Source organism: Sphingomonas melonis DAPP-PG 224, from assembly GCF_000379045.1.
In the GTDB taxonomy this organism is placed as follows: Bacteria; Pseudomonadota; Alphaproteobacteria; order Sphingomonadales; family Sphingomonadaceae; genus Sphingomonas; species Sphingomonas aquatilis.
This window is the reverse complement of record NZ_KB900605.1, coordinates 1,738,932-1,751,876: the sequence shown is the minus strand read 5'-3', so window position 1 is coordinate 1,751,876 and position 12,945 is coordinate 1,738,932. Positions and strand designations below refer to the sequence as shown.

12 protein-coding genes and 1 pseudogene are annotated in these 12,945 nt (G+C 69.0%); 4 read left to right on the top strand and 9 right to left on the bottom strand.

What is annotated here, in order from left to right:
• Positions 1-67: 67 nt before the first annotated feature.
• The 7 genes from SPHME3_RS0108495 to SPHME3_RS0108465 all read right to left on the bottom strand — a co-directional run bounded on the left by SPHME3_RS0108495 (position 68) and on the right by SPHME3_RS0108465 (position 7,021).
• Positions 68-1,483, bottom strand: coding sequence for a UDP-N-acetylmuramoyl-L-alanyl-D-glutamate--2,6-diaminopimelate ligase (locus tag SPHME3_RS0108495; protein WP_017979588.1), 1,416 nt, complete (start codon positions 1,481-1,483; stop codon positions 68-70).
• 25 nt (positions 1,484-1,508) lie between these two features.
• Complete coding sequence (locus tag SPHME3_RS0108490) at positions 1,509-3,224, bottom strand: peptidoglycan D,D-transpeptidase FtsI family protein (protein WP_017979589.1); 1,716 nt, start codon at positions 3,222-3,224, stop codon at positions 1,509-1,511.
• Complete coding sequence (locus SPHME3_RS0108485; protein ID WP_017979590.1) at positions 3,221-3,856, bottom strand: hypothetical protein; 636 nt, start codon at positions 3,854-3,856, stop codon at positions 3,221-3,223. The genes SPHME3_RS0108490 and SPHME3_RS0108485 overlap by 4 nt, the downstream gene beginning before the upstream one ends.
• Positions 3,853-4,779: a 16S rRNA (cytosine(1402)-N(4))-methyltransferase RsmH gene (gene rsmH / locus SPHME3_RS0108480; protein ID WP_026151831.1), complete on the bottom strand. Its 927-nt coding sequence runs from the start codon at positions 4,777-4,779 to the stop codon at positions 3,853-3,855. Before rsmH ends, SPHME3_RS0108485 begins: the two co-directional genes overlap by 4 nt.
• Complete coding sequence (locus tag SPHME3_RS0108475) at positions 4,772-5,275, bottom strand: division/cell wall cluster transcriptional repressor MraZ (protein ID WP_024310403.1); 504 nt, start codon at positions 5,273-5,275, stop codon at positions 4,772-4,774. Before SPHME3_RS0108475 ends, rsmH begins: the two co-directional genes overlap by 8 nt.
• A 301-nt stretch (positions 5,276-5,576) precedes the next feature.
• Positions 5,577-5,846 (bottom strand): hypothetical protein, encoded by a 270-nt coding sequence (locus SPHME3_RS0108470; protein WP_286165109.1) that lies wholly within the window; start codon positions 5,844-5,846, stop codon positions 5,577-5,579.
• Between the two features lie 206 nt (positions 5,847-6,052).
• Positions 6,053-7,021, bottom strand: a complete 969-nt coding sequence (locus tag SPHME3_RS0108465) for a cysteine synthase A (protein WP_017979594.1) — start codon at positions 7,019-7,021, stop codon at positions 6,053-6,055.
• A gap of 141 nt (positions 7,022-7,162) precedes the next feature.
• Between SPHME3_RS0108465 and SPHME3_RS0108460 the strand changes: the two genes are divergently transcribed.
• A complete protein-coding gene (locus SPHME3_RS0108460; RefSeq protein WP_017979595.1) occupies positions 7,163-7,549 on the top strand; it encodes a hypothetical protein in 387 nt (128 codons plus the stop codon).
• 167 nt (positions 7,550-7,716) lie between these two features.
• Entirely contained in the window at positions 7,717-9,816 is a 2,100-nt protein-coding gene (locus SPHME3_RS0108455) for a TonB-dependent siderophore receptor (protein WP_017979596.1), read from the top strand.
• A 21-nt stretch (positions 9,817-9,837) separates the two neighbouring features.
• Here the strand turns inward: SPHME3_RS0108455 and SPHME3_RS0108450 are convergent, their stop codons facing one another.
• Positions 9,838-10,836 carry an alpha/beta hydrolase gene (locus SPHME3_RS0108450; protein ID WP_018250674.1) on the bottom strand — a complete coding sequence of 333 codons (999 nt, stop codon included), beginning with the start codon at positions 10,834-10,836 and terminating at the stop codon, positions 9,838-9,840.
• Positions 10,837-11,021: 185 nt separating this feature from the next.
• Between SPHME3_RS0108450 and SPHME3_RS0108445 the strand changes: the two genes are divergently transcribed.
• Together SPHME3_RS0108445 and aat are read left to right on the top strand one after the other, a co-directional pair.
• Positions 11,022-11,732, top strand: a complete 711-nt coding sequence (locus tag SPHME3_RS0108445; protein ID WP_017979598.1) for a ParA family protein — start codon at positions 11,022-11,024, stop codon at positions 11,730-11,732.
• Positions 11,733-11,841: 109 nt separating this feature from the next.
• Complete coding sequence (gene aat, locus SPHME3_RS0108440; protein ID WP_017979599.1) at positions 11,842-12,585, top strand: leucyl/phenylalanyl-tRNA--protein transferase; 744 nt, start codon at positions 11,842-11,844, stop codon at positions 12,583-12,585.
• A 35-nt stretch (positions 12,586-12,620) separates the two neighbouring features.
• On the opposite strand, the pseudogene SPHME3_RS21020 reads toward aat, so the two are convergent.
• A pseudogene (locus SPHME3_RS21020) lies at positions 12,621-12,854 on the bottom strand (DUF2155 domain-containing protein); the annotation flags it as partial.
• Between the last annotated feature and the right edge of the window lie 91 nt (positions 12,855-12,945).

Here is a 12,945-nt window from a genome sequence, read left to right as displayed (position 1 = left end):
TCCACCACCGGTCTGCGACCGGCGGTCCCCCTCCTCCCGCTGCGCGCGGGGAAGACTGACAGAGGACTCACGCCGCATACTCCCGGGCCACGCTGACGTCATCGAACGGCAGCACCAGGTCGCCGACGATCTGGCCCTGTTCGTGGCCCTTGCCGGCAATCAGCACGATATCCTGCGGGCCGGCTTCGCGGATCGCGGTGGCGATGGCTTCGCGGCGGTCGCCGATCTCGCGGGCGTCGGGCGCGCCCTTCAGGATGGCGGCGCGGATCGCGGCGGCATCCTCGGTGCGGGGATTGTCATCGGTGACGATCGCGAGGTCGGCCTGCATCTGCGCGACCTGCCCCATCGTCTCGCGCTTGCCGGCATCGCGGTCGCCGCCCGCACCGAAGACGACGATCATCCGGCCACCGGCATGCGGCTTCAGCGCGGCGATCGCCGCCTCCAGCGCGTCGGGCGTGTGCGCGTAATCGACGTAAACGGGCGCGCCGCCGCGCGCGATCGCGGCGCGCTCCAGCCGCCCGCGTACGGGTTGCAGGCGGGCGAGATTGGCGATCGTTTGCGTCACGTCGCCGCCGGTCGCGATGACCAGCCCCGCCGCGACGAGCGCATTCGCCGCCTGATAGCCGCCGATCAGCGGCAACGTGACGCGATGCGTTGCGCCCTCCGCCTCGATCACCAGCCCCTGCCCCAGCAAGGTCGGATCGCGCTCGACCAGGCGCAGCGTGCTGCCGCGTTCGCCGACCGTCACCAGCCGGTTGCCGCGCGCCTGGGCGAGATCGATCACCCGCGCCGATTCGACGTCGTCCGCCCAGACGACCGCGGCGCCATCCGGGCTGAGCACTTCGGAAAACAGCCGCAGCTTGGCGGTGAGATAGGCGCCCATGTCGCCATGATAGTCGAGGTGATCGCGGCTGAGGTTGGTGAAGGCCGCCGCGGCGACGCGCAGCCCCTCGGTGCGATATTGCGTCAGGCCGTGGCTCGATGCCTCGAAGGCGACATGCGTCACGCCCTCGCGCGCCAGCCCGGCGACGTTGGACAGGAAGGTGACGACGTCCGGCGTCGTCAGGCCGGTCGTCACGCGCTCGTCGGCGGTGGTGACGCCCAGCGTCCCGATCGAGGCGGCATGCTCGCCCGCCATCCGCCACAATTGCCGCGTCATTTCGACGGTGGAGGTCTTGCCGTTGGTGCCGGTCACGGCGACCGCGACCTCGGGAAACGGCGCGAAGAACTGCGCGGCAAGCTGCGCGAAGCGTTCACGCGGGCTGTCGGAGGGGATTGCCACCGCCCCCTCCACCGGCACGCCGGGGCGCGTCACGACGGCGATCGCACCCGACCGCACCGCGTCGGCGATATAATCCTCGCCATTCACCCGCGCGCCCTGAAACGCGCCGAAGACGGTGCCCGGCGCGACCTTGCGATGGTCGATCGCAAAGCCGGTGACCACCGCCTCTTCACTACCGCCGGTGAGCGTCCCCAGCTTCATGTCGCGCTCCTCAATAGTCGGCTCGTCAATTGCCGTTCGCCTGCTTCGGCGGCGTCTCCTGCCAGATCAGCGGCATCATGTCAGCGACGTCGATGTCGCGCTGCGCATCGGGCACCACGCCGAGCATCGATCCTACGCGCGCGATCGTGCGGCCGACGACGGGCGCGGCGTTCCAGGCGGCGGTCTTCCACCCGCCCGTCTCCTTCGTGCCCTGCGGCGAATCGAGCATTGCGAGCACGACATATTTCGGCGCGTCCATCGGGAAGGCCGCAGCGAAGGTCGCGACGTTGCGCGAATGGTCATAGCCGCCCGCGACCGCCGCCTCGGCGGTGCCGGTCTTGCCGCCGACGCGATAGCCCGGCGCATCGCCCTTGCGGCCCGTGCCGCGCATGACGATCAGCCGCAGCATCTGGCGCATCTTGTAGCTCGTCGCCTCGCTGATCACGCGGCGGCCGGCGGGGGCTTGGCCGGGGGCGATCTTCATCAGCGTCGCCGGGCGCCAGATGCCGCCGTTGACCAAAGCCGCATAAGCGCTGGCGAGGTGCAGCGGCGTCACCGCGATGCCGTGACCATAGGCCGTCGTCATCGTCGTCGTCCGCGCCCAATACCGCGGCCAAAGCGGCCGGCCCTTTTCGCGCAATTCGATGTCGGGCCGGGTGTCGAAGCCCAGCTTGCGGAACATCGTCTGCATCTTCTGCGGACCCACCTCGTCGGCGATGCGCGCGGTGGCGATGTTGGACGAATAGATCAGCGTTTCGGGCATCGACAGCCAGCGCTGCGGATCGCCGCGCTCGTCATGGATGGTGAAGCCGCCGACCTTCAGCGGATGCGTCGCGTCGAACTTGCGGTTCATCGTGATCGTGCCGGTGTCGATCGCGGTCGCAACGGTAATCGGCTTGAACGTAGAGCCCAGCTCGAACACGCTTTGCGTGGTCAGGTTGCGCAGTTCCTCGCTGCCCGCCATCCCGACGCGATTGGGGTTGAACGTCGGCAGCGAGACCATCGCGAGCACTTCGCCGGTATGGACGTCCATCACGATGCCGCCCGCCCCGCGCGCGGAGAAGGTGCCCATCGCGCGACCGAGTTCGCTTTCCATTGCCGCCTGCACGCGTGCGTCGATCGCCAGCGCGACCGGCTTGCCCGCCTGCGCCGGATCGAGCAGCCGCTCGTCGAGCACGCGCTCCATGCCGCTCATGCCGTGGCCGTCGGTCGACAGGAAGCCCAGCGCATGCGCCGCCATCGTCGACTGCGGGTACAGGCGCTGCGTTTCGCGCGCGAAGACCAAAGCCGGCTCGCCGATCGCATTCACCTGCTCGACCAGCGCGGGGCTGGCGCGCCGCTGGAGGTAGACGAAGCTGATGTTGCGGGTGAGCTGGTGGTAGAACCACGCCTGATCGCCACGATCGGGCATCAGCGCCGCGAGCCGGGCGGCGATCTCCATCTTGTCGCCGATGATCTTGTTCGGATGGACGGCAATCGTCCACGCATCGATCGTCCGGGCGAGCGGCGCGCCGTTGCGATCGACGATATCGCCGCGAGCCGCCAGCGCCGCCGTGCGCGCCGCCGCCTCGCCGCCCGACAGGATGCCGAGCATCGCCAGCCGGCCGATGATCAGGACCACCGCCGCCGCGAACAGCATCATCAGCATCATCAGCCGCATATGCGACGTCGCGACCAGCGCGTGACGCTGGCCGGCGCTGCGATGCTGGGCCTGGGCCGGACGGGCGACGATGACGGTCAACGTTTGCGGGCCTCGGCGCGCGCGCTGCTGAGGATATCGCCCAGCGTGCTGTCGGACAGCAGCTTCTTGTCGAGCATCGCGACCGCTTCGGGCCGAACCTTCGCCACCGCCGCCTTGGCGCGGGCCGCCTCGTTCAGCTTCGCCATCATCGGCGCGCTCTTTTCGATGGCCGCGACCTTGATCACCGCGCGCTGCGCCTTGGGCATGGCGGCGGCGACCTGCACCACGGCGGGGGCCGGCGTGGCGGCGGGCGCGGCGGCGCTGACGCCCGGCTGCGACGGCACGACCAGCGACGCCATTTGCATCCCGGACTTGCCATCGGTGGGCACGCCCACCTGATTGACGTCGAGGCTGGCGAGCGCCGCCTCATCGGTCACGAACTGGCCCGCGGTCGGCGCGGCGAGCGACAGCGTCTCCCCGTTCCACTTTTCGAGCTGGGCGAGATTGGCGCGCGTTTCGAACTCCGTCTCCAGCGCGCGGATATCGCGCTGCGCGGCATCGATCTTGCGATCCATGCTCTCGAGCTTCTTGCGCTCGGTCGCGACCTGCAGCGAGACCAGGTAGAAACCGAGGACGATGGCGACGCAGCCACCGAACCATCCGATCCCCTTCAACCGATACGCCGCCGTCATGCCGTCACCTCTTCATTCCATGCAGGGGCGGCCGTCCGGATGGCGGTCCGCAATGTTGCCGATCGTGCGCGCGGGTTGCGCGCGAGTTCCGCCTCGCCGGCACGGATGCCGCGGCCGACGGTCGCGAAGCTGGGTGCTCGCGTCGCCCCCGCCTGCGGCAGGTGCCGAGAGCCGCCGGGCGTGTTGCCCGAGCGTTCGCGCAGGAAGCGCTTGACCATGCGATCCTCCAGGCTGTGGAACGTCACCACCGCCAGCCGGCCGCCGGGCTTGAGCAGCCGCTCGGCAGCGGCGAGGCCGTCGGCCAGCTCACCCAACTCCCGGTTCACATGGATACGGATCGCCTGGAAGGTCCGCGTCGCCGGATCCTTCTTGTCGTGCGGCCGGTGGCCCAGCGCCTTGCGCACGACGGTGGCCAGTTCGCCCGTACGGGTCAGCGGCCGCGCGGCGACGATCGCACGCGCGACGCGGCGCGACTTGGGCTCGTCGCCATACTGGTACAGCACGTCGGCGATGGCTTCCTCGTCGGCGGTGTTGAGGAAGTCCGCCGCGCTGGGGCCGTCCTGCGCCATCCGCATGTCGAGCGGGCCGTCGGACTGGAACGAAAAGCCGCGCTCCGCCTGATCAAGCTGCATCGACGACACGCCGATATCCATGGTCAGGCCATCGACGGGGGCATCGATCGCCGCCTCCATCGCGGAGAAGTCGCTGTGGACCAGCGTCAGCCCCTCGATCCCGGCGGCCCGCCCTTCGCGAATCGCGTCGGGGTCGCGATCGAAGGCGATGACGGTGGCGCCGGTCTTCAGGATCGCGCGCGTGTAGCCGCCCGCGCCGAAGGTGGCATCGACCATCACCTCGCCCGGGGCGGGGGCGAGTGCGGCGACCACTTCGTCGAGCAGCACGGGGATGTGGGGGGCGTCAGTCAAGCGGCACCCCCTTGTCCTGGCAATAATAGCGGCAGGCAGCGACCATCTGGGGCGCGATGCCCGGCGTCGACAGCAGCGTCTTGGGGTCCCAGATCTCGATATAGTCGAGCGTGCCCCAGAAGAAGGCGTGCGCGCCGATATTGGCGTAGAAGCGCGGAAATCCGGGCATGATGAACCGGCCGGAGCCGTCGAAGGGCACCGCCTCGCCGTTCGCGCCGCCGCGCTTGATATTGTGGTCGATCTTGCCGTCGGCGCCGCGCGACAGGGCGACGCGCTCGTTTAGTTCGCGCTTCAGTTCGGCGATATAGGCGGGATCATAGGCGATCAGGCAGGGCTGATCCTCATGCGCGGCGATGATGACGGTGCCGCCGTCCTTGCCGTCGGCGCGGGGCGCATTGGCGGCCAGCGTGTGGCGGAGCGCATTGGGGATGGCGACGCGACCCTTGTCATCGACAAGAGCGAGTCCACTTCCCTGATAGTCGCCCCTTTCCAACACGCCCGTCTCGCACCCTGACGCGCACGGCTCATCGTCTGGAAAGTCGGACTTTCACCGCCTCCCACGCATTTGCGCCCAAACGCAAACGATGATGCCTGCCCCGTTGTTAACTGTCGCTACCAACAGCCAACCGGGGATGCAACGGGATTTTTGGGGATGAGCGGGGAAAAGCCCCCTGAAGGCGGCTAATCGAGCGGGAAACACCCCCATGGTGGCATGGATGCCACAACCGCCAACCGCCCGTGCGGGCGTGCGATTCCGCCGGCGCGGGGCGCCGTCCCCGGTTTTCCCCGAAAATGGATCATCGTGCGGCTTGCGCGTTGCCCGTGGCTGGCGCGACGCCGAGTTCGGCCAATGGCTCGCCCGAGGCATCGGCCGCCGCTGCGGCGCCGGCATTGGTCATGGCGATATTTGCGACGACGTCGGCCTGGGCGGATCCGGCGGTGGCGATGGGCTTTTCGCGCGTTGCCGACCCCAGAATCGCGGTGGCGATCGCGATGAGCATGACGACGGCGACAAGGCCGATCACGCCGACCTTGATCCGTTGCATCGTCTGGTGAGTGTCTCGCACGGCTCTCATCTTGTCGCGCGGCTGTACCGCTTTGTCGGGCACTTGTCGATTGGGCGGCGAGTCGGGGGCGCTTTCCGCCCATTCTTCCGTCACCCCGGACTCGTTCCCGGGTCCACTCCGCGGCGAGCGGAGTGGCTCGAGGAGCAGGCCGCCCCCGCGCGGATGGGTGGACCCCGGAACACGTCCGGGGTGACGGGGGAGTAGTGTTACGCCAGCCCCTTCTCCGCGCGCCATGCCGGATCGTGCAGCGTCGAGAGATACCGGAAGCCCGTGTCGCACAGGATCGTCGCGATCCGTTTGCCCGGCCCCAATTGCTCCGCCAGCCGGACCGCGCCCGCGACGTTGATGCCCGACGACAGGCCCAGGCACAGCCCTTCCTCGTCGAGCAGGCGGCGGACCCAGTGATAGCCTTCCTGGTCGGAGATACGGAACTGCGTGTCGATCGGCGCGCCCTCCAGATTGGCGGTGATCCGCCCCTGCCCAATCCCCTCGGCGACCGACGATCCCTCGCTGCGCAGCTCGCCGTGCGCGTAATAATCGTACAGTGCCGCGCCGTGCGGGTCGCTCAGCGCGATGCAGACGCTTTCGTCCTTCGCCTTCAGCCCCAGGCCGACGCCCGCGATCGTACCGCCGGTGCCCGCCGCGCAGGTGAAGCCGTCGATCCGCCCGTCCATCTGCTGCCAGATCTCCTCCGCCGTGCCGACGATGTGCGCGCGGCGGTTGGCGACATTGTCGAACTGGTTCGCCCAGATCGCATTGTCGCGTTCCTCCGCGATGCGGCGGCTGGTGTGGACGAAGTGGCAGGGGCTGGAATAGGGCGCCGCCGGCACCAGCACCAGTTCGGCCCCCAGCGCACGCAGCGTGTCCATCTTCTCACGGCTTTGCGTTTCGGGCATCACGATGATCGTGCGATAGCCCTTGGCATTGGCGACGAGCGCCAGACCGATGCCGGTATTGCCCGCCGTGCCTTCGACGATCGTACCGCCGGGATGCAGCACGCCCCGCGCCTCCGCATCCTCGACGATGCCCAGCGCCGCGCGATCCTTCACGCTCGCGCCCGGATTGGCGAATTCGCATTTGCCAAAGATGTCGCAGCCGCTGGCCTCGCTCGGCCCCTTCAGCCGGACGAGGGGCGTGTTGCCGATCAGGGCAAGCGTGTCTGGGGTCGTATGCATGCCTGCTAGATGGCGCGTGGCCGGGCCTGCGACAAGCAAAGCTGCACTTGGGAAGCGCAAAGCCGCGCGATCAACCGAACGACCAAATCCGACGGATCGCCTTGACGCTCCCCCTTCGCATGCGCAAAGCGTGCCCTCGCTATGAAGAGCCTCCCCCTGTTCGCCGCCACCGCCGCGCTTCTCGCGCTGGCCGCCTGCAACTCCAAGCCCGCGCAGCCGGACGTGCTGGATTCGAATCCGGATCCGATGGCCAACCAGCTCGCCAACCGCGCGCCGGTGGAACTGCCGCCCGCGATCAAGGCGGAAAAGACCTTCCGCTGCAAGGACAACAGCCTGCTGTACGTGACGCTGTTCGACGGCGACAAGCTCGCCCTCGTCAAGACGTCGCAGACCGGCACGCCCACCCGCCTGACCGCCGAAAAGGCCGGCGAGCCGCTGACCGCCGAGGGTGGCTGGAAGCTGACCGGCAATGCGTCGAACATCACCGTGTCGCAGCCGGGCAAGGCCTCGCAGACCTGCAAGTCGTAAGCCACGACGGACCGACTTTTCACAAGGGCCGGCGGAGCGATCCGCCGGCCCTTTTCTTATGCGCGGCGCACGACCACCCTTCCCACATTGCTATTGCGAACGATCCGCAGGTTCAGTAGCTGGCCGTCGAGACCGGAACTGTCCGGCCGATTCCAGGAATTTGCTGCGTGATCCTTGCACACGACCGGCGCGTCGCCGTGTCCGTTCTTGCCATCGCCTTCGGGCTTGCGGCGCCGGCCATGGCGCAGACCACCGACGGCGATGCGGCCTCGCCCGAGACCCCTGCCGACATCGTCGTCACGGCGCGCTCGGCCAGTGCCAGCATCACCGGCAGCCACACCCCGCTGCTCCGCTATCCGCAGTCGGTGCGCGTGCTGGACGAGGACGACCTCACTCCGCTCAACGCCACGCGGCTACAGGATGCGCTGGATTATGCGGGCGGCGTCACCCGCCAGAACGATTTCGGCGGCCTGTGGGACAAATATGCGATCCGCGGCTTCGCGGGCGACGAGAACACCGGGCCCGATATCCTGATCAACCGCTTCGGCAGCAACCTCGGCTATAATCCCCCGGTCGACAGCGCGACGATCGAACGCGTCGAGGTGATGAAGGGCGCGAGCGCCGCTTTGTCCGGCCGCGGCGAGCCGGGCGGATCGATCAACATCGTCACCAAGGCGCCGCTCGATCACGCGCATGCCGCCGTCAGCGCGATGGTCGGCAGCTGGGACCAGCGGCGCGTGACGGGCGACGTCGGCGGCCCGATCGCCGATGGCCTGTCCGTCCGCCTGATCGGGGTCGTGGAAGACCATGACAGCTTCCGCGACCATGTCGGCGGATCGCGCCGCCTGATCGCGCCCTCGATCGCCTGGACGCCCGCGCCGGGGCTGCGCCTGCTGTATCAGGCCGAATATATGCGCAACCGGTCGGTGCTCGATCGCGGCGTGGTCGGCATTGGCGGCAACGCCCGCGCGATGGGTCGCACCACCTTCCTCGGCGAGCCGGCAGACGGCCGCATCACGCAGCGCATCCTATGGCAACAGGCCAGCCTGTTCGCCGATCTGGGATCGGGCATCGGCCTGGAGCTGGGCGGCAGCCAGCGCGACGGGTCGCTGCGCGGATTCGGCACGATGGTCGATTTCGGCGCCCGCGGTCTGCAAAGCGACGGACGCACCGCCGGGCGCGACCGCCGCTATCACGACTTTGCGTGGAACGATCTGTCGTTGCGTGCCGAACTGACCGGACGCGTCCGCCTGCTGGGGCTGGAGCACGACCTGCGCGTCGGCATCGACCGCGTACGGCACGCGCTCGACTTCCGGCTGGATCGCGCACGCGGCACGACGACGCGGCCGATCCTGCTCATCGATCTGTTCGCCCCCGTCTACGGTCAGCCGCTGCCGACCCCGCCCGCCTCGCTCAGCCGTACCGCATCGTTTCGCAGCGAGAGCCTCTATGCGCAGGACGTGATCCGGCGCGGTCCCCTCACCTTGCTGCTCGGCGCACGATGGAACAGCTTTCGCGAGGACGTCTTCAACCGCCTGACCGTCCGCGAACTCGACACGCGCGACGCCGGCGTCACGCCGCGCGCGGCGGTGTCGTGGCAAGTCCGGGAGGGCGTATCGCTTTACGCCAGCCGGGGCGATTCGCTGCGGCTCAACCCGTCCGACGGCACGGCGACGTTCGATGCCGAACGCAGCCATTCGACCGAGGCGGGGGTCAAGGTCAGCCTGTTCCAGCGCCGCCTGACCGGCACCGCCGCCGTGTTCGACATGGAAAAGCGCAACGTCCTCAACCCCAATTCGGTCGATCCGTTCGTCAAGAGCCAGATCGGCCGCCAGCGGTCGCGCGGCGCGGAGGCGGAACTCACCTATGTCCGCCCCGACGATCTCTACGTCACCGCCGCCTATACCTATGTCGACGCGACGATCCGCAACGATCAGGACCGCACGCTGATCGGCAAGCCGCTGTCGAACGTGCCGCGCCATGCGGGCAGCCTGTTCGCGCTGAAGACGGTCGGCCGCCTGGGCGTGGGTGGTGGGATCACGTACGTGGGCACGCGCGCTGGCGATCCGTTCGGCACCAGCTATCGCCTGCCCGCCTATACGATCGCGCGGGCGACGCTGAGCTATGCCGTCACGCCGCAGCTGAGCGTGCGGGCGGACGTCGATAACCTGTTCGACACTTATTATATCGCCAGTTCGTACGCGAACGTGTGGACCGTTCCCGGTGCGCCGCGGAACGTGCGCGTGACGCTGGCGAGCCGGTTCTAGGGCGATCCGCGGCCGGACCGGTCACAGCATGCCGATATCGCGCAGCCACTGCTTGAGCGCCCCCGGCCATTCGCGCGTCACCGGGTCGGCGGTCGGGCGCATCCCAAAGGCGTGGCCGCCTTTGGCGTACAGGCGCATGTCGACCGGCACGCCCGCGTCGGTCAGCGCCAGGGCATAGGCCATGGGCTGGCGGATCGGGTCGGTGGCATCGTTCATCGCGTGCAGGATGAAGGTCGGCGGCGCCTTGGGGCTGATCGTCACCCATGGCCGCAATTCCAGGCTGTTGCGGCCCTTGCTGTCGTCGAGCATGCGCGCGGTATAGGCGATCACCGCAAAGTCGGGGCGCGGCGATTGGCGATCGGCGGCATCGGCGATGGGATAGGTTCGCGCTTCGGTATTGCTCATCGCCGCGGCCAGATAGGCGCCCGCCGAAAAGCCGATGACGCCGATACGATGCGGATCGATGCCATAGCGCGCCGCCCGCACGCGCAGCAGCCCCATCGCGCGCTGCGCGTCCTCCAGCCCCAGCAACACCTTGGGCCGCTGCTGCCGGCCGTTCACCACCGGCCATGCTTGCGGCACGCGGTATTTCAGCACCGCGCAGGTGATCCCCTGCCGCACCGCCCAGTCGCAGATTTCGGTCCCCTCCAGGTCCATCGCGACGACGGTGAAGCCGCCGCCCGGCAGGACCAGCATGGCCGTGCCCGTGTTGCGCCCCTGCGGCCGGAACACCGTCATCGTCGGCCGCGTGATCGATCCCGCCCAATGCCACATCCGCCCGCCGACGATCGCCGAACCGTTGCCGGTTTCCTCCGGCGCATCCCCGCTGTCCGGCTTGGCGAGCGGGACGGCGGCCGCCCATAACGGCTCCTGCCGCCCACCGGCCGGCGCCTGCCACACGCCGGGCCGCGAAACGATCGGCACGGTCTTGCGCACCGGCCCGGTTGCCCGCCCACCCGTCGACGATGCAAGCGACACGGCAAGCAGGATCGCAGACCCAAGGACGGCACGGCGCAGCATATCGAACTCCCGATCCCGACAGCGACGCAGCGCATCGCCACCCGATGCCGCCGCGTCTTGCGTCCGGTCCGTATCGGGCGGCCTCGCGCCCGACAAAGCACCTTTGCTCGGGCCAGCCCCCAGTTTCCCTCATGGCGCGGATGGCGCATTGCCCCATCGGGTCCAGAACGGTACGATCCCGCCCCATGGCAACGATCGCGATCTACAGTTCGAAGGGCGGCGTCGGCAAAACCACGCTGGCCGTCAATCTGGCCTATTGTGCCGCCACCCTGTCGAAGCGGCGCACCGCCTTGTGGGACCTCGATCCCCAGGCGGCGAGCAGCTGGGTGCTGGGTCGCGATCCCGCGGGCGATCAGGCGCGCGCGTTGTTCACGAAGGATACGAAGGTCGCGCGCCACGCCCGCCCGACCGAGATCGCGAAGCTCGACCTGATCCCCGCCGACGCATCATTGCGCGACCTCGACGTGCTCCTGCACGATCTCGGCAAGAAGCGGCGGCTCGACAAGCTGGTCGCCGACCTCGGCAGTTACGATCACGTCCTGCTCGATTGTCCGCCGGGGCTTACCGAAACCAGCGAGCAGGTGATCCGCGCCGCCGACCTGATCGTGATGCCGATCATCCCCTCCGCCCTGGCGCAACGCGCCGCAGAGGAAGTGGTGCGCCATCTCGGCGGCAAGGTGCCGGTTCTGCCCGTCCACATGATGGTCGACCGCCGCCGCCGCCTGCACGCCGCCGCGCTCGCCGCGCAGCCCGACTGGCCCGCGATCCCGATGGCGAGTGCGGTCGAAGCGATGGCGGATCATCGCGCGCCCGTCGCCACCTATGCGCCGCGCAGCGCCGCCGCGACCGCCTTCGGCGAGCTGTGGCGCGCGATCGAGAAGCGGGTGGCGCGCTGATCCGGCGCGGGATGCGGGTCGCCCGGATCTAGGCCCGTACGGCCGCCCGTCGTCCGGCCGGAGCGGACCACCTTGCCATCGCCCCTGGGCGCCGCCACCTTGGCCGGCGATGGAGACGCTCGACCCGAAACTCGTGCTCGGCGCCTATGCCATGGGCGTCTTCCCGATGGCGGATCACCGCGACGCCGACAGCGTCTATTGGGTCGAACCGCGCACCCGTGCGATCCTGCCAATCGATGGCTTCCACCTCTCCGCGTCGCTGCGCAAAACGATCGCGCGTGACCGCTTTCGCGTCACCGCCGACACCGCCTTCGAGCGAATGATCCAGCTGTGCGCCGAAAGCGCCGACGATCGCCCGGAAACCTGGATCAACAGCGGCATCGAGCAGGTGTTCGTGACGCTGCACCGCATGGGCTATGCGCATTCGATCGAATGCTGGGACGGCGACGATCTGGTCGGCGGCCTGTACGGCCTGGCGCTGGGCCGGGCCTTTTTCGGCGAATCGATGGTCAGCCGACGGACCGATGCGTCGAAGGTCGCGCTCGCCTGGCTCGTCGCGCGTCTCAAGGCCGGCGGGTTCACCTTGCTCGACTGCCAGTTCCAGACGCCCCACCTCGCCTCATTGGGCGCGGTGGAGATCGACCGGAGCGATTATTGCGCGTTACTGGCCGGCGCGCTCGACGGGGCGACCGGCTCGTCGGCGGGCGCCGCATCGTCGCCCTCGCTCGCATCGGCGTCCGCCCCGCCCGATTTCTTCGCGCTGGAGCGCGCCGCGCCGCCACTCGCCGCCGACACCGTGTCGGGGCCGGTTTCCGGCCAGGACATCGTGCAGCTCTTGGTCCACACGTCATAGACGGGGTGCTGGACGACGTTCAGCGCCGGCCGTTCCTTGAACAGCCAGCCGGAAAAGGCGCGACGCCAGTGCCGGTCGGTGCCGCGCACGTCGAGCTGGACGAAGGCGCCGGTCAGCGGATCCTGCTCCCACGGCGCGGTCTTTTCGCAGGCGCGCAGGCGCACGATCGCATCGCCGACGCGCACCGCCTGCCCCGGCTTCAGCGTCAGGTCGCGGCTAACGCCGTTGCGCTTGTTGAGCAGGCCGACGACGGCGACCCGCTCGGCCATCGGCGTACCGCCGGTGGGCAGCGTCGTATCGGAGGCGGCGATCGTCTCGATCCCGTCGCCCTTGGCGGGATCGGCGGGCAGGTCCTGCGTC